We start from the raw sequence: 16,386 nt of genomic DNA, 5'->3' as shown, positions 1-16,386 counted from the left end.
CCACGGACGGCCTGCGCGCTTGGCATGTTGTCGGGGATCTGCCGTACGTTTTCCCGACGTGACAGAACCTTGGTCTTCCGCGCAGGTCGCGGCGGCGGCGCCCGATGCGGCGTCGCTGTCGGCGGCTCGCGGGCTGGCGACGAAATGGACGGACACCGGCCGTACCGACACGGCCCTGTGGGGGTCGTGCGGCGGTAGTGGCAAGAACCCGTACCTGGCGGCCGTCGACCTCACCGGCCCCGCGTACCGGTGCTCGTGCCCGAGCCGCAAGTTCCCGTGCAAGCACGCCGTGAGCCTGCTGTTGCGCTGGTCCGACGGCGCGGTGCCGGCCGCCGACGCCCCCGGGTTCGTCACCGACTGGCTCGCCACGCGGGAGGCGCGCGCGGCCGCCACCTCGACAGCGTCCGCCCAGGCAGCGCCCGCCGAGTCGACGCCCGATCCGGCGTCCACCGAGCGTCGCCTCGAGCGGATCTCTGCCGGCCTCGACGAGTTGGACCGATGGCTGACCGACCGGATCGTCGCCGGCCTCGGGTCCGTCGCCCACGACACCGCCGCCTACGACGCCATCGCCGCTCGCATGGTCGACGCGCAGGCCCCGGGCGTGGCCGCGTCGCTGCGGGCCCTGCCGGCGCTGGTGGCCACGGATCCGGACTGGCCGGCGCCGCTGCTGGCCGCGTACGGGCGTCTGCACCTGCTGATCCGTGCGTTCCGGGACCGCGACCGGCTACCGGAGCCGCTGAACCGCTCGGTGCAGACCCACCTCGGGATCCCGGTGCGCGCCGACGAGGTGCGCGCGCAGCCGGCCGTCCGGGACCGCTGGCAGGTGTTGGCGGTCCGCGCCGCGGAGGAGGGGCGTCTGGTCGCCCGCCGGACGTGGCTGCGCGGCCGCGACTCCGGCCGCTGGGCACTGCTTCTCGATTTTGCTCACGGTAGTGCCCAATTCTCCACGGCTGCAAAGATTCCCGGAACGATCGTCGACGCCGACGTGCACTACTATCCGGGAGCGGCACCACTGCGGGCCCACCTGGGCACCCAGCACTGCGCGCCGGAACCGTTCACGACCCTGCCCGGCGCCACCGACCCCGCCGCCGCCCTCGACGGCTACACCGCCGCACTCGCCGGCGATCCGTGGATCCGCTCGTGGCCGATGCTGCTCGCCGACGTCGCCCCCACCGTCACCGCGGGGACCTGGCACGTCGTCGACCGCGCCGGACGCGCCCTCCCGGTCGGCGACGACACCGCGCGCTGGCAACTGCTCGCCGTCTCCGGTGGCCACCCGGTCACCGTGTGCGGCGACTGGGACGGCACCGCCCTGCAACCCGCCTCCGTGTTCGACGCCGGGACGGTGATCTCCCTGTGAACCGCCCCTACCCGGAGTCCCTCACGGCTACAGCGCTTCTCGGAATAGCTCGTTCCACGACACCACTGTCGGGCCTGCACACCGAGGCCGCGGCGACGGCCCTCGACGGCGACCCCGCATCGATCCTGCTCGCGGCCGCGGCGTTGGAGGCGGCGTTCCTCGCCGGGGCGGGCGCCCCCACCACGCTGTCGCCGCCGGAACCGGCACCCGACGATCCGCGGCCGCGGCTGTCGGACGCGGCGGCGGCAAGGCTCCGCTCCCTGCTCGTCGTCGATTCCTCACTGCTGACCGAATGGTTCGATGCCACAGCGGGTTTCCGGCCCCCGCCGGAGATGCTGGGGGAGCTTCTCGATGCCGCCCTCCGCCGCACCGCGCACCGGGAGCGGCTGGTGGCCCTCGCCGGGCCCCGCGGGCAGTGGCTCGCCGACCGCAACCCCGACTGGGCGCCGCTGCGCGAGCCGGACCCGACCGACGACGAGGACTGGCGGCACGGCACGCCCGCCGCGCGTCGCCGATGGTTCACGACGTTGCGGCGCACCGACCCGTCCGCCGCGACCGCGCTGCTGACGTCCGGTTGGCGGTCCGAGAACGCCGACATGCGTGCCGCCCTGGTGGCGATGCTCGCCGACGGTCTCGGCCCCGCCGACGAACCACTGCTCGAGCAGGCCCTCGACGACCGCAGCCAACGCGTCCGGCAGGCCGCCGTCGGCGTGCTGCGGTACCTGCCGGGGACCGCGTACGGGCAGCGGATGGCACGACGACTGCGGGAGTGGGTCACCGTCGCCGACGGTGTGGTCACCGTGACGCTACCCGGTGACCTCGACGACGCCGCCCGGCGGGACGGGCTCGACGACCGCACCGCACGACGGCTGGACCCCGTGCTGACCCTCGCCGTGCAGGCCGCACCGTTGGCGGTGTGGGGCGACGTCGGTGTCGTCCCCGAGGATCTGCCCCACCTGACGGTGGCCGAACCGTTCACGTCGGCACTGGAGTACGCGTGGTCCGTCGCGGTCGCCGATCAGGGTGACACCGACTGGGCGCTGGCGTTGCTGCGCCGGGACGGCACCGTCAGCGCCCCGGTGGCCGCACGCCTGCCGCGGGACGTCGTCGTCGCACGAGTGCTCGCCACCCGCGACGGGGCGGTACCGGACGGGAATCTGCTCGAGGCGCTTCCGGCGCCGTGGCCGCACGACGTGGCCGCCGCCGTGCTGGCGGCGGTGTACGCCGCCCGGGCCCCGCTCCCGCAACTGCGGCACCCCGTGGACCTGCTCGGTCACCGGGCCCCGTTCGAGTTCGAGTCGGTGCTGTCCGAGGCCGCGACCCGCGCCGGCGACCTCGACCGACTGGCCCTGTTCGCGGCGGCCGCCGACACCCTCACCCATCGCCGACACCTTCACCAGGAGCTGACGTGACCGACACCGTTTCCGCCGAGCCCACACTGCTGCGCCCGCACGCCGAACAGGAGTACGCGCACGAGCTTTCGGCGCTGGCCGCAGCCGACGACCGACCCCGGCCGCCATCGTGGCGCCTGTCCCCGCACGCCGTGGTGACGTACCTGCTCGGTGGCACGCTTGCCGACGGCACCGTGATCACCCCGAAGTACATCGGACCGCGGCGGCTGATGGAGGTGGCGGTCGCGACCCTGGCCACCGACCGTGCCCTGCTGCTGCTCGGGGTGCCCGGCACCGCGAAGACGTGGGTGTCCGAGCATCTGGCGGCCGCGATCTCCGGTGAGTCGACCCGGCTGGTGCAGGGCACCGCCGGCACCGCGGAGGAGGCGGTCCGCTACGGCTGGAACTATGCGCGACTGCTCGCCGAGGGCCCGTCCCCGGCAGCGGTGGTGCCGTCGCCGGTGATGACCGCGATGCGGGACGGCTCCATCGCCCGCGTCGAGGAGTTGACCCGCATCCCCGCCGACGTGCAGGACGCGCTGATCACCATCCTGTCGGAGAAGACCCTGCCCGTCCCGGAGCTCGGCACCGAGGTGCAGGCGGCGAAGGGGTTCAACGTCATCGCCACCGCCAACGACCGTGACCGCGGTGTCAACGAGCTGTCGTCGGCGTTGCGCCGACGCTTCAACACCGTGGTGCTGCCGCTGCCGGCCAGCGCCGACGACGAGGTCGCGATCGTGGTCCGCCGCGTCGAACAGCTCGGCGCCGCATTGGAACTGCCGCCGGTGCCCGCTGCCGCGGAGGAGATCCGCCGCGTCGTCACCGTGTTCCGGGAACTGCGCGACGGGGTCACCGCCGACGGCCGGACCAAGGTCAAGTCCCCGTCGGGCACGCTGTCCACGGCCGAGGCGATCTCCGTGGTGACGGGCGGCCTCGCGCTGGCCGCCCACTTCGGGGACGGCGTCCTGCGACCGGCCGACATCGCCGCCGGCATCCTCGGCTCCGTCCTCAAGGACCCCGTGGCCGACCGGGTGGTGTGGACCGAGTATCTCGAGGCCGTGGTGCGCCATCGCACCGAGTGGGACGAGTTCTACCGGGCGTGCCGCGAGGTCGCCGGGTGAGCACCTCGACCACCGGTGCACAGGTGCGGGTGTTCGGGATCCGCCACCACGGTCCCGGATCCGCGCGGGCCGTGCTGCGCGCCCTCGACGCGTTCGAGCCGGACACGGTGCTCATCGAGGGCCCGGCCGACGCCGATGCCCTCGTCCCGCTCGCCGCGGACGAGGGTATGCGGCCACCGGTCGCTCTGCTCGGCTACGCCGCGAACGATCCTGCGCGCGCGGCGTTCTGGCCGCTGGCCGCATTCTCCCCGGAGTGGCAGGCGCTGCGCTGGGCGGTGTACCACGACGCCGACGTGCGGTTCTGCGACCTTCCGGCGACGCTCGCGCTCGCCGCGGACAGTGCCACCGACGAGGCCTCCCGCCCGGATCCGCTGACCGCGCTCGCGGCGGCGGCCGGCTACGACGACTTCGAGCAGTGGTGGGACACCGTCGTCGAATCCCGTTCCCCGGCAGTCGGGAACGAGTGCGACGACGATCCGACCGCCGCCTTCGACGCGATCACCGAGGCGATGGCGGCGCTGCGCGACGGTGTCGAACTCGACGAGCACACCGCCCGTCGCGAGGCGCACATGCGACAGGTGCTGCGCACGACGATCAAGGCGGGAGCACTGCGGATCGCGGTGGTGTGCGGTGCGATGCACGCCCCCGCACTCGCCGGTCGCCTCGGCCCGGCAGCCCCGGACGCCCGGCTGCTGCGCGGACTGCCGAAGGTCAAGGCGTCGCTCACCTGGGTGCCGTGGACGCACTCGCGGCTGTCCGTCGCGTCCGGTTACGGTGCCGGCATCGTCTCCCCCGGCTGGTACGAGCACCTGTTCACCGCGCCCGACGACACGATCGCCCGGTGGCTGACCCGGGTGGCGCGGGTACTGCGCACCGAGGACCTGCCGGTGTCGAGCGCGCACGTCATCGAGGCAACCCGGCTCGCGAATACCCTTGCAGCCCTGCGAGACCGGCCGCTGCCCGGCCTGACGGAGGTCACCGAGGCGACCCGTGCGGTGCTGTGCGACGGCGACGACCTGCTGCTCGACCTGGTGACGCGACGCCTGGTGGTCGGCGAGTCCCTCGGCGAGGTTCCCGCTGCGACCCCGACGGTGCCACTAGAGGCCGATCTGCAGGCCAGGTCGAAGTCGTTGCGACTCAAGCGTTCCCCATCCGACAAGGAACTGGGTCTGGATCTGCGCACCGACCTCGACCGGCAGCGGTCCCAGTTGCTGCACCGGCTGCGGCTGCTCGGCGTGGACTGGGCGGTGCCCGCCCAGTCCACGGTGCGCTCGACCGGCACGTTCCGGGAGACCTGGACGCTGCGCTGGAAACCCGAGCTCGCGGTCGCGGTGGTGGAGGCGGCCCGCTGGGGTACCACCGTCGCCACCGCCGCCGAGGCCGTGGTGCGCGACCGTGCCGCCCGGCCCGACGTCACCCTGGCCGAGGTGACCGCCCTGCTCGAGGAGGCGCTGCTCGCGGACCTGCGCGGCACCGTCGGCGAGCTGCTCGACGCGGTCGACACCGCCGCGGCACTCGACCACGACGTCGCGCACCTGATGGCGGCGCTGCCACCGCTGGTGCGCACCCTCCGGTACGGCGACGTGCGCGGCACCGACCTGTCCGCACTCGGCCGCGTCGTCGACGCGCTGCTGGTCCGGATCTGCGCGGGCCTGCCCGCCGCCGTGACCGGCCTCGACACCGATGCGGCGGACGCGCTGCGTGGCGCCCTCGACAACGTCCACGCGGCCCTCACGCTGCGCGACGATCCGGAGTCGACCGAGCGCTGGCTGGGCACCCTGACCACGCTGGCGGGACGCGACGACATCGACGGTCTGCTCGCCGGCCGCACCGTCCGGTTGCTGCGCGACGTGGGGCGACTCGACACCGCCGACACCACGGCCCGCGTCGGCCGGGCCCTGTCCGCCGGTGTGGCGGCCGCGGCGAAGGCTCGGTGGATCGACGGGTTCGTCGGCAGCAGCGGACTGCTGCTCGTCCACGATCGGGACCTGCTCGCGCTGATCGACGCGTGGGTGTCGGGGCTGCACGCCGACGAGTTCGTCGATGCGCTGCCGGCGTTGCGTCGCACGTTCGGCGGGTTCGGGCCGTCGGAACGACGCATGCTCGGCGAGATCGTCCGCGGTGGAACCCGATCCACTGCCGGCGGAGCCACTCTCGACACCGACCGCGGCGGTCGCGCCGTGGCGGCCACCGCGCTGATCCTGGGGGTCCCGGCATGACCGTACCGATCGACGACGAACGGATGCGCCGCTGGCGACTGCTGCTCGGCGACGTCGCCGAGGAATCCACCGGCGCCCTGGCGTCGGCGTCGGACACCGCGATGGATGCGGCCCTGTCCGCGCTGTACGACGACCGCGGGACTGCCGACGGAAGTTCGCGACGCAGTGCCGGTCTCGGCGGTTCCGCACCGCGCGTGGCGCGCTGGCTCGGCGACATCCGCACCTACTTCCCCACCTCCGTGGTGCAGGTGATGCAGCGGGACGCGATGGAGCGACTGGGGCTGACCCAACTGCTCCTCGAACCGGAACTGCTCGAGGCCGTCGAACCGGACGTCCACCTGGTGGGGACGCTGCTGAGCCTGAACCGGGTGATGCCGGAAGCCACCAAGGCCACCGCCCGGATCGTGGTGGAGCGGGTGGTGCGCGACATCGAGGAGCGTCTGGCACGGGCCACCCGGTCCGCGGTCACCGGGGCACTGAACCGGGCGGCTCGCACCACCAACCCGAAGCTGCGGGACCTGGATTTCCACCGCACCATCCGCGCGAACCTGCAGCACTACCTGCCCGAGTACCGAACGGTGGTGCCGGAGAAGCTGATCGGCTACGGTCGCCGCTCCCAGGCGGTGCAGCGGGACGTCGTGCTCGCGATCGACCAGTCGGGGTCGATGGCGTCGAGCGTGGTGTACGCGTCGGTGTTCGGTGCGGTCCTCGCCTCGATGCGGGCGCTGCGCACGTCGCTGGTGGTGTTCGACACCGCAGTCGTGGATCTGACCGACAGGCTGGCCGATCCGGTGGACGTGCTGTTCGGTACCCAGTTGGGCGGCGGCACCGACATCAATCGCGCGATCGCCTACAGCCAGTCGCTGATCACCCGCCCCACCGAGTCACTGTTCGTGCTGATCTCCGACCTGTACGAGGGCGGGATCCGCGCCGAGATGCTGTCCCGGGTGTCCGCGATGCAGGCCTCGGGCGTCCAGGTGGTGGTGCTGCTGGCCCTGTCCGACGACGGCGCACCCGCCTTCGATCGGGATAACGCGGCAGCGCTTGCCGCACTGGGTGTTCCGGCGTTCGCGTGTACCCCGGATCGGTTCCCGGACCTGCTGGCGGTGGCTCTCGAGCGCGGAGACGTGGGCGGATGGGCGCACCGCAACGAACTGCTCAGTACACCGAATGGGTGATGGTGAGGCTGTAGGTGTCGGGTGCCACCTCCGCGGGGACCGCGATGCCGACGGCAGCGGTCCACGACGCGGCGGTGCACGCCGCGGGCGCGGTGGCCACGATCACCGCGTCCTCCCGTAGCCCAACCTGGCCCGACGACTCGCTGCACGGTGTGTCCTGCGCACGGTAGTAGGAGTCGGGACCCGGCGAGAACGTGTTGCCCTGGGTGCCGTGCATGGCCGTGGCCCTGACGTCCGCGGTCCACCCGACCCCGTCGCGTCGAGTGTCCGTGACGGTGACGTCCATGGTTCCGGGGACGACGTCACCAGCCCGCACCGGGCCGGTCACGGTGAATGCTCCTGTGTCGACGCGCAACTCGCCCGGCCCGGCAACAGTGGTGGGGGCCGTGGACGTTGCGACGGGCGGCGGCGTGGTCGCCGGGGCGGTCGTCGTCGGTGCCGGCCGGGCGCTCGTCGGCGCTTCGGGATCAGCCGACGGCGTGCGGGTGACCGGAGGTGCGGCGGCCGATGTGGTCGGGGCAGCGGTGGTGGTCGGTGCAGCGGTGGTCGATGTCGTAGCGGTGGTGGTTGTCGTAGTAGTTGTACTGGCCTCGGCTGCGGTCGAATCGGTCGCGGTCGCGGTCGCGGGACTCGGGTCCGCGACCGCGGGGGGCGCGCCGACGATCGCGAGCGCTCCCACGACGATCATCGCCCGACGCACCGGACTCGTGTACTTCATTCGCTACCGATCCGGCTCGGAGGATGCTTCTGTCAGCGCTCCGGCGGCGACGCCACCGCGGCGATTGCGCAGGACGTACGCGGCGAGCGCGAGCGCCAGTACGAGGACACCGACCGCAAGGCCGATCCACACACCGATCGACCACCCGGAACCCGATGCGCCGACGGTATCGCCGACGCCCTTGTCCGGGAAGGTGATCGCGGCGGACATGTCGTGCTTATTGAAGCCACTCTCGAGCTTGACCGCAGCCTGCCAGGGACCGGCGGGAAGGGTTGCACTGTTGGGGACGGTGAAGGAGACGATGCCGTCGCCGCTCGGGCCGACCGTGACGGTCTGCGCCGAAACCGTCTGCGCGGTGAGGCCTCCGGGGCCGCCGGTGAGATCCAGCGTTCCGTTGAGGTCAACGGCGCGGCCGCCGGTGTTGCGGACCGCAGCAACCACCGTGGCGTTACCGTCGCCATCACGCTGTGAGGTGACCTCGGTGATGGTGAAGTCGGACGGCGGACCGTTTCCTGCGCCGACCGAAAGATACGTGCGAACTCCGACCCTGGAAACGACCTGGACACCGTCAGTATCCGAGTTCGACCGCGTGGATGCCCAGACCACTCCGTACTGCTCGGTCTCCGGCGCGTCCTCCGGAACCGCGATGGTGACCGTGACATCGTCCGATTGACCGTCGGCGAGGGTCAATTCGGGCTTGTCCACCGTGATCCAGGATGTAAGTGCATTCTTCTCCCCACGCGATCGTGGGCTGAATGTGCCGTCGACAATGTTCGCGGGGCCCACGTACACATCGAGCGCTGCCTCTTTACCCGTGCGATTGGTGACCCGCACCTGGTGGGTGATCGTCTTGCCCGGAGCCACGTTGTCGGTGATGTACACGTTCGCACGCGGATCGTCTTTGAGTTCGGTTGCCACATCGAGAAGGGCGATGGTGATGGACCCGGACGGTGCGGTGCCGGTCTCGTCTGGGGCACCGAACGCGGTGGGACCACCGATGACCATGACCAGTGATGCGAGCGATAGCGCGAAAAGGAAACGCATGAATCATCTTTCCGGTGAGGTTCGGGGCGCCCGGTCGGACGCCCCGAACCGCGGTTGGTTGCGGCTCCGCACAGCTTGGAGCCGATCCCGGGCGGGCCTACGCCGCAGACAGCGTCAGCGTCGCCCGGTACTGCCCGACCGGCACCCCCGCAGGCAGGGTCACGGTCAGCGCGTTGATATTCGTCCAGGTTGCAACCTCCAGAGTGGAGCCTGCGGTGCGGTTCGTTCGGTTGATCACGCGAGTGGGATCGTTGCTGAGCGCGATCGTGCTCTGCGGCGGGGTGGCCGTGCCGCCCCAGATGAGGCCGGCAACGTTTCCGGGAGTGTAGGTGGCGTTCGTCGCCGGAATCGTGACGGCGTTGTCGCTCTGGTTGACGAAGTCGCTGAGCGCGATGTCGGCACCCCAGCCGGCCTTCACTCCACGCGTGTCGGTGACACCGAACAGCGTGAGGGTGCCCGTCGCGGTGGCGTTCTGTGCAGCGAGTCCGAGGGTGCTGTTGGATCCGCCCGTCGAAACCGAAAGGCCGCCACCGGACGCCGCTGTGACGGTGAAGTCGACGACCTGGCTGTCGCTACCGGCGGCGTTGGCGATCGCTGCGGGGGCCACCAGGCCGATGGTGGCGGCTAAGCCGGCCGCAGCGATGAGCTTCTTGCGCATGGGTTTTCCTTCTGCCGAGGATCGGGCCGGGGTGACTATCGTTGCGCTCCCCGCGCGGACCGACCCGTGTGATCCCGCGTGGGTTGAATAGATACCAAGTTTTCGGTTCGAAATGAAGATGCTCAATCCGAATAATCAAATGCCCGTTCAGCTTCCGCCGAGGGAGCCCAACGATCCGAGTGAGCCGAGGGATGACGTGGAGCCGCCACCATCGGACGGCCTCTCCGGGAACGTGATCCGGGCACTGAGCTCGTGTGTGAAGTAGCCGTTCTTGAGCCGGGCCCTGGCCGTCCACGGTCCCGCCGGCAGCGCCGCACCGTCCGGAACGACGAACGACACCGTCCCGGTGGCGCCCGCCGCGAGGCTGACGGGCTGCGCGGGCACCGCGGTGACGAACATGGCGCCGGGGCCGTCGGTCAGCCGCAGCGTCCCGGTGAGGTCGATCCGGCGCCCACCGGTGTTGGTCACGGTCGCGAGCACGGCCGCGGAGCCGTCGGACTGGCGTTGCGGGGTCAGATCGGTGAGGGTGAAGTCCGCAGCCGGGCCGTTGTCTCCCCCCACCGTCACGTACATCCGGACGCCGGAGCGACTGCCGTCGACCGCCGCCCAGACGAGACCGTAGACGTCTGTGGCCGGTGCGTCCCACGGCACGGTAATCGTCACCTTGACATCCGCTTCCGCCCTGTTGCTCAACTGCAGCGTCGGCCTGTCGACCTTGGTCCACGAGGTGAGTGCGTTCGTCTCGCCCGCTCCCTCGAACAGGAACTCGTTGTCCGCGTTACTCGCCGCTCCGGCGTAGACCGAGACCGTCTGCGTGACACCGGTGTTGTTGGATACCGACACGTAGCGAGTGATCACATCTCCCGGCTTCGCGTTCTCGATGATGTAGGGCTGCCCCGGCGCATCGGTCAGCCCGATGCCGATTCCGCTCCCCGCAACTCCGGAAGCGGGCGCCATCGGTGCGGCGGCAGCGGTTGCAGGTACACCCACAACGAAAAGAACAGCCGTGACTATTGCGACCAGTCGGCCCATAATTCATCTCCTTGCACACGCCACCACGGAGGTGTCCGGTGGCGTGCCCTACGCACTGGCCGGGTCTCGAACTCACCAAACAAACAAACTGGACAGTCGTCCTGATTGAGCGTTTGAAAGTATGCACAGGGACGGCCCGTATGTCCAGCGTCACACCCGTCCGGCTCCGGCCCGCCATCCACCGCAGACGGTGCGGGTTCGCGATCCGAGCCCGCCAGCAGCATGCGCTGTCATCCGACGCCCTACCCGGCATCCACGTTATGGTGCAGATCACAGTGGTCGGCGGTGGGGTTCGGCCCGGAGCGAAGGGGTACAGCAGTGGAAATCCAGGGAACCGCAGCACTGATCACCGGGGCGGCCTCCGGGCTCGGGGCCGCCACCGCCAAGCGCTTCGCCGACGCGGGTGCCACCGTCTTCGGCCTGGACCTGGCCCAGTCGATCGAGCGTGCCGGGGACAACGTGCCGACCGGTGTCACCCTCATCCCCACCGACGTCACCAGCGAGGCCGACGTGCAGGCCGCGATCGACACGATCACCGAGTCGGGCGTGCCGCTGCGCACCGTCGTCAACTGCGCGGGCGTGGGCTGGGCGGGACGGATCCTGTCGAAGAACGGCCCGCACGACCTGGAACTGTTCCGCACCGTCATCACGGTCAACCTGCTCGGCACATTCAACGTGATGCGCCTGGCGGCCAACGCGATGCAGCACCTGCCGACGGTCGACGATTCCGGTCAGCGCGGCCTGATCGTCAACACCGCGTCGGTCGCGGCGTTCGAAGGCCAGATCGGGCAGATCGCGTACACCGCGTCGAAGGGCGGCGTGCACGCGATGACGATCACCGCCGCCCGCGACCTCGCACAGGTCGGCATCCGGGTCAACACCATCGCCCCCGGCACCATCGACACCCCGATGCTCGCGGGCGTCACCGACGAGTACCGCAAGAACCTCGAAGCCGGCATTCCGTTCCCGTCGCGTCTCGGCAAGCCCGACGAGTACGCGCAGCTGGCACAGTTTCTCGCCGAGCACGACTACCTCAACGGCGAAACCATCCGCATGGACGGCGCGCTGCGCATGGCGCCGCGGTAGCGATACGAAAAAGTCTATGCGCGTGCCTGATTCGGATGATAGCCTGACCGACATGCAGCGCGCACTGATGACGACGACGCCGGAGAGTGTCCCGGCGCGCTGACTGCTGACTGAGTCCGAAGCCCCGGGGCGAGTGCCCCGGGGCTTCGTCGTCTGGTCACTCGCTCCCCCGCCCGCGAGGAGACCGCAGATGATCGACCACCGCCGACTCGGCCGCGAACTGGACCTGTTCGACACCGACCCGCTGATGGGGGCCGGGCTGCCATACTGGCTGCCCGACGGCGCGACCGTGCGCCACACCCTCGAGGAGTACGTCCACGACATCGAGCGGCGGGCGGGCTACCGACACGTGCACTCGCCGGTCCTCGGGAAACGGGAGCTGTACGAGATCTCCGGGCACTGGTCGCACTACCGCGACGACATGTTCCCACCGATGCAACTCGGCGCCGAACAGGTCCTGCTGCGTCCGAGCCTGTGCCCGCACCACGCGTTGATCTACCGGGCCCGGTCCCGCAGTCACCGCGAATTACCCTTCCGAATGGCGGAACTGGGAGGAATGTTTCGTTCCGAGCTGTCCGGCGTGGTCGGCGGCCTCACTCGCGTCCGCGCGATCCAGCTCAACGACGCCCACATCTTCTGCACCCCGGAACAAGTGGCTGCCGAGGCACACGCTGCCCTGAGCCTGATTCAGCGGGCGTATGCGGCGCTGGGCATCCAGCCCTGCCGGTACCGGCTGTCGCTGCCAGGATCGGGCGGCAAGTACGTTGCCGCGCCCGAACTGTGGCGGCGGTCGGTCGCAATCCTCACCGACGTCCTCGACGCCGCCGACGTCCCGTACGACGCCGTCGCGGGCGAGGCCGCGTTCTACGGCCCCAAGATCGACGTGCAGATCGCCGACGCCGCCGGCCGCGAATCGACCCTCTCCACCGTCCAGGTCGACTTCCACCAACCGGAGCAGTTCGGCCTGCACTACATCGGTTCCGACGGTGCCCGGCATCGGCCGGTGATGATCCACCGCAGCATCATCGGCAGCCTCGAACGAGTCGTGGCGCACCTGATCGAGACCCACGACGGCGCGTTCCCGGCGTGGCTCGCCCCCACCCAGGTGGTGGCACTGCCGGTCACCGACGACCAGATGGACGACGCCGAGCGCCTGGTGCACCGCTGCCTCGACCGGGGCCTGCGCGCGCATGCTGTGGGGCGCGCGGAGGGAACCCTCGGCGCCCGGATCCGGGACTCCCGGCGAGTGCCCTACCAGGCGGTGATCGGACCCAAGGAGTCGGCGAACGGCCATGTCGCCCTGCGCCTTCGGGACGGTGGTCGGATCGACTCACAACCGGTCGACGACGCGCTGCAACACATCGTCCGATCGATCGAAACCCGCAGCACCGAGCTGTGGGAGATGTGAGCGGTCAGAACCGCCAACGCGTCTGCGCGTAAACGCCTTTCGCGAAGGCGTGCACGGTGCCCGGCTCGACGCGGAACACCGTGGCCGCCCCGCCGACGGTGTTGACGAACTGCCCGCCCGTGACTTCGAAGCTCCAGTCCGGCCCGTACTTCGCGCGGAAGGCGTCGGCGAGGCGGGTCAGCGACTCGGAATCCGCGACCCGCACCGCGCGCCCCTCGATCACGATGTCCAGCCCGGATCCGAGTGCGTTCGACCCGGTCGTCAGTGTGCACGCGGCGGATCCGGAAAGGTTGCGCGCCTTCTGCTCGCCCGGCCCCGTGCAGAAGTGCATGCGGTCGTCGACCCGGACCGCGATCAGCGGCGTCACGTGCGGTCGGCCGTCGGCGCGGACGGTGGACAGCCAGAACACCTCGGCGTCGTCGAGCGCCGCGGTCACCTGCGCCCAGGTGGAGGGCGGCGCGGTCTCGTCGCTGTAGCGGCGGTCGAGTTCGGCGGCGGGCAACTGTGCGGTCATGGGAGTCTCCGGTCTCGTCGGGTGCTGTCACCGGTACGGACCCGGAAACCGTCGAGAACTCATCGCGAGGCCCACCCGGACGTCCCGGATCGACCGTATCCGCGCGCCAAGTGCGCAAAACGCGGAATCCGCCCCCCGATCCTCGCGCCAAGTGCGCGAACCGCGAGAGGAAGGGCACAAAACCCGCGATAAGTGCGCAAAACGCGGGGAGATGGGGCGGGAGAAGCTGAGCGCCTACAGCTCCGACTCGTGCGGGATCTCGGCGACGGCGCGGTCGCTCATCCACTCGCGCAGCACCTTGGTGGCGACGACGTCGTCCTCGTTGTACTCGAGCAGCCGCTGCCGCTGGGTGAGGTCCGGTTCACCGTCGTAGCCGACGGCCTCGCGGTACCAACTCATCGACGCCTCACCGCTGGCCTCGGCGTCGCGCCAGTGGAATCCGGCGACGGGGGCGATCTTCTTCAGCCCCTTACCGTTCGGGCACACGAAGTTCTCGCCGACGGCCTGGTAGATGTCCACCCACTGCGGGCTGTCGATGAACTCGCGGATCTCGGCGACGGTGGGGATGCCGGGGGCGCCGGCGAACCGCCGGGCCGAGTCGAGCAGCCACTTGTCCTCGGCGGCCCGTGAATAGCAGTAGGCGGCAAAGGTCTTCCCGGCGGCCGCGGCGCCGGCTCGCTCCGCCATGAGCCACGTCCAGAACTCGGCGAACGACCGGGCCTCGTCGAGCGTCGGCACCGGGTCCCAGCTCACGAACGGCCGGTACACCGACGTGCCGGCCACGTTGAGCAGCGTCCCCCACAGGTAGGCGCCGTGCTCCTGGTAGCTCTCCATGTCGACGTCCACCTCGACGTCGGCGCGGGTCACCGTCACCGTGTCGTGCCGGCGCACCAGCGGGGCACCCGACAGCCACGCCTTCGCGGTGACGACGGTGTCGTGGAACGAATTGTGCGGCCACTCCTCCGGGGGATCGCCCTCCCACGCCGCCAGCTGCTCGATGGTGGTCACACCGTGCTCGCGGAGCGCGTCGGCACGCGAACCCGTCGCGACCAGCGACACGTCGCGGGTCTCCTCGAGCTTCGCGCGGCACCCCGACCACCACGGGCAGGAGCGGCACTCGCCGATCTGGGAGGGCACCGTCACGAGTTCGCCGCGCGCGACGGCGATCCGGTCCGCGAACCGTTCGTCGTAGTCGTCCAGGACGGTGGACAGGTCGTGCACCAGCACGCAGTCGGCGCCGTAGCCGATGGCGCCGCCGAGCAGGGCCGGGCTGGCGAGGTCGTGCCGCTCGAGCATCCGGTACACCTGCGCCAACCGCATCTGGTCGCGCAGCTGGGCGCGCACCTTGCGCTTCTCGTCGACGACGGGCGCCCACTCGAACAGCCCCGACGTGGTGGCACCGCGCCCCGGGTCGGTGACCTTGTGGTTGACGACGATCACCGGGATGTACCCGCCGCGGTCGACGTCACGCAGCAGGATTTCGACGCGGCCGCGCCGGCCGGTGTCGCGTTCGACGGGCAGCAGCGCGCCCCAGATCTTGTCGGCACCGGCCCGGCACGCGTCGAGGGTGTCGCGGGCCCGCTGCCCGGCGGGACCGTCGGGGGCGATCCGCACCCACGCGTCGGGGTCGGCCTCCATCAGCCGGACCCGGACCGCCTCGCGCTGCGCGGCCGCCGCCTCCTGCCGCTGCTTCACGCCGGTGTTCTCGGGGGCGTCCGCCAACAGATCCGGGTAGGCGGCGTCCAGGTGGACCCGGTGGCGGCACCGGGTCAACGCACCCGGCTCGAGAAGCACGGGCGGCACAGGGACCAGGGAAGCGCCGAGTCTCGCCGACGCCGCTGTCTCAGCGGTGTCGGCGCAGTCCTGCGGGCCGATCGGGGAACACACGATGTGGAAGATTATGTGCTCACCTAGGGTAAAGCCGAAAGCGGCGGAGCATGAACGAGCGCAGATAAGCTGGGCCGCAGTCCGCCGGCGCGCCGAAACACCAGATGGAGGGGCCTTTCCAGTGGGGTTGTTCAAGAAACGTAAGCGGCGCGCCACGCGCAAGGCCGAGGCGAAGGCGCTCAAGCACAAGGCGAAGCTCGAGGCCAAGCTCGGCGCCAAGAACGACCGCAAGAAGCACCGGTCGGACTCGAAGGCCCAGAAGAAGGTCGACAAGGCGCAGATCTCGACGCTGAAGGCGCAGGAGAAGGCCGCCGTCAAGGCCGCCGAGAAGGGCCTGACGGTCACGCAGCTGCGCCGCTACCTCGGTGTCGCCCGCCTGCTCGCGCCGGTCGTGGTGCCGCTCGCGTACCGCGGCGCCACCGCCCTGCGCGGCCAGATCGACACCCAGCGCGCGCAGCGCATGGGCATCGCCGTCGACCAGCTCGGCGAGTACACCGGGCACGGCGCCAAGCTCAGCGCCCGGATCGCCGGTGCCGAGAAGTCCGTCGACGAGATCGTCACCCGGCACCCCAACGACACCGAGACGCAGCAGTTCGCGACCGCGATCCGCAGCCGCCTCGTCGACCTCGGTACCGCGGTCCACGCGGCCGAGCAGATGCCGTCGGCGCGCCGCAAGCAGGCCCACCACGCCATCTCCTCCGAGCTGGACGGCGTCGAGGCCGACATCCTGGCCCGCCTCGGCGTCCGCTGACCGAGCCCACCCGATCGCC

At 70.8% G+C, this 16,386-nt stretch carries 14 protein-coding genes; 8 read left to right on the top strand and 6 right to left on the bottom strand.

Annotated features, from left to right (window positions below; translation table 11 throughout):
• Nucleotides 1–58: 58 nt before the first annotated feature.
• The 5 genes from IJ15_RS0121370 to IJ15_RS0121350 are packed head-to-tail and all read left to right on the top strand — an operon-like array spanning nucleotide 59 to nucleotide 7,269.
• Complete coding sequence (locus IJ15_RS0121370) at nucleotides 59–1,360, top strand: SWIM zinc finger family protein (protein ID WP_031940377.1); 1,302 nt, start codon at nucleotides 59–61, stop codon at nucleotides 1,358–1,360.
• On the top strand, nucleotides 1,357–2,772 hold the full coding sequence (locus IJ15_RS0121365) for a DUF5691 domain-containing protein (protein WP_031940376.1): 1,416 nt from the start codon (nucleotides 1,357–1,359) through the stop codon (nucleotides 2,770–2,772). The genes IJ15_RS0121370 and IJ15_RS0121365 overlap by 4 nt, the downstream gene beginning before the upstream one ends.
• Entirely contained in the window at nucleotides 2,769–3,872 is a 1,104-nt protein-coding gene (locus IJ15_RS0121360) for an ATP-binding protein (RefSeq protein ID WP_031940375.1), read from the top strand. Before IJ15_RS0121365 ends, IJ15_RS0121360 begins: the two co-directional genes overlap by 4 nt.
• Entirely contained in the window at nucleotides 3,851–6,091 is a 2,241-nt protein-coding gene (locus tag IJ15_RS0121355) for a DUF5682 family protein (RefSeq protein ID WP_051919373.1), read from the top strand. Before IJ15_RS0121360 ends, IJ15_RS0121355 begins: the two co-directional genes overlap by 22 nt.
• Nucleotides 6,088–7,269, top strand: coding sequence for a VWA domain-containing protein (locus IJ15_RS0121350; RefSeq protein ID WP_031940373.1), 1,182 nt, complete (start codon nucleotides 6,088–6,090; stop codon nucleotides 7,267–7,269). Before IJ15_RS0121355 ends, IJ15_RS0121350 begins: the two co-directional genes overlap by 4 nt.
• Here the strand turns inward: IJ15_RS0121350 and IJ15_RS25330 are convergent.
• The 4 genes from IJ15_RS25330 to IJ15_RS0121330 all read right to left on the bottom strand — a co-directional run bounded on the left by IJ15_RS25330 (nucleotide 7,250) and on the right by IJ15_RS0121330 (nucleotide 10,679).
• A complete protein-coding gene (locus tag IJ15_RS25330) occupies nucleotides 7,250–7,987 on the bottom strand; it encodes a hypothetical protein (protein ID WP_051919368.1) in 738 nt (245 codons plus the stop codon). The genes IJ15_RS0121350 and IJ15_RS25330 overlap by 20 nt on opposite strands.
• Before the next feature lie 3 nt (nucleotides 7,988–7,990).
• Nucleotides 7,991–9,031, bottom strand: coding sequence for a hypothetical protein (locus IJ15_RS0121340; protein ID WP_051919366.1), 1,041 nt, complete (start codon nucleotides 9,029–9,031; stop codon nucleotides 7,991–7,993).
• Between the two features lie 97 nt (nucleotides 9,032–9,128).
• Nucleotides 9,129–9,689, bottom strand: a complete 561-nt coding sequence (locus IJ15_RS0121335; RefSeq protein ID WP_031940370.1) for a hypothetical protein — start codon at nucleotides 9,687–9,689, stop codon at nucleotides 9,129–9,131.
• A gap of 147 nt (nucleotides 9,690–9,836) precedes the next feature.
• Nucleotides 9,837–10,679, bottom strand: a complete 843-nt coding sequence (locus IJ15_RS0121330) for a hypothetical protein (RefSeq protein WP_156112176.1) — start codon at nucleotides 10,677–10,679, stop codon at nucleotides 9,837–9,839.
• 360 nt (nucleotides 10,680–11,039) lie between these two features.
• Between IJ15_RS0121330 and IJ15_RS0121325 the strand changes: the two genes are divergently transcribed.
• Both IJ15_RS0121325 and thrS read left to right on the top strand, forming a co-directional pair.
• Entirely contained in the window at nucleotides 11,040–11,807 is a 768-nt protein-coding gene (locus tag IJ15_RS0121325) for an SDR family oxidoreductase (RefSeq protein WP_031940368.1), read from the top strand.
• 190 nt (nucleotides 11,808–11,997) lie between these two features.
• Nucleotides 11,998–13,215 (top strand): threonine--tRNA ligase, encoded by a 1,218-nt coding sequence (gene thrS / locus IJ15_RS0121320; RefSeq protein ID WP_031940367.1) that lies wholly within the window; start codon nucleotides 11,998–12,000, stop codon nucleotides 13,213–13,215.
• A 4-nt stretch (nucleotides 13,216–13,219) separates the two neighbouring features.
• Here the strand turns inward: thrS and IJ15_RS0121315 are convergent, their stop codons facing one another.
• Nucleotides 13,220–13,729, bottom strand: a complete 510-nt coding sequence (locus IJ15_RS0121315; protein WP_031940366.1) for a pyridoxamine 5'-phosphate oxidase family protein — start codon at nucleotides 13,727–13,729, stop codon at nucleotides 13,220–13,222.
• A gap of 234 nt (nucleotides 13,730–13,963) precedes the next feature.
• Nucleotides 13,964–15,523: a TM0106 family RecB-like putative nuclease gene (locus tag IJ15_RS0121310; RefSeq protein WP_407984107.1), complete on the bottom strand. Its 1,560-nt coding sequence runs from the start codon at nucleotides 15,521–15,523 to the stop codon at nucleotides 13,964–13,966.
• Nucleotides 15,524–15,737: 214 nt separating this feature from the next.
• Between IJ15_RS0121310 and IJ15_RS0121305 the strand changes: the two genes are divergently transcribed.
• A complete protein-coding gene (locus IJ15_RS0121305) occupies nucleotides 15,738–16,367 on the top strand; it encodes a DUF6474 family protein (protein WP_031940364.1) in 630 nt (209 codons plus the stop codon).
• The last annotated feature ends 19 nt before the right edge of the window (nucleotides 16,368–16,386 follow it).

Source organism: Prescottella defluvii, from assembly GCF_000738775.1.
Lineage (GTDB): Bacteria > Actinomycetota > Actinomycetes > Mycobacteriales > Mycobacteriaceae > Prescottella > Prescottella defluvii.
This window is presented reverse-complemented; position numbering and strand designations above follow the sequence as displayed.

What these genes read in the sequence shown, in the direction of transcription:
- IJ15_RS0121350 (WP_031940373.1), top strand. Translation starts at nt 6,088, where the DNA reads ATGACCGTACCGATCGACGACGAACGGATGCGCCGCTGGCGACTGCTG.
- IJ15_RS25330 (WP_051919368.1), bottom strand. Translation starts at nt 7,987, where the DNA reads ATGAAGTACACGAGTCCGGTGCGTCGGGCGATGATCGTCGTGGGAGCG.
- IJ15_RS0121340 (WP_051919366.1), bottom strand. Translation starts at nt 9,031, where the DNA reads ATGCGTTTCCTTTTCGCGCTATCGCTCGCATCACTGGTCATGGTCATC.
- IJ15_RS0121335 (WP_031940370.1), bottom strand. Translation starts at nt 9,689, where the DNA reads ATGCGCAAGAAGCTCATCGCTGCGGCCGGCTTAGCCGCCACCATCGGC.
- thrS (WP_031940367.1), top strand. Translation starts at nt 11,998, where the DNA reads ATGATCGACCACCGCCGACTCGGCCGCGAACTGGACCTGTTCGACACC.
- IJ15_RS0121315 (WP_031940366.1), bottom strand. Translation starts at nt 13,729, where the DNA reads ATGACCGCACAGTTGCCCGCCGCCGAACTCGACCGCCGCTACAGCGAC.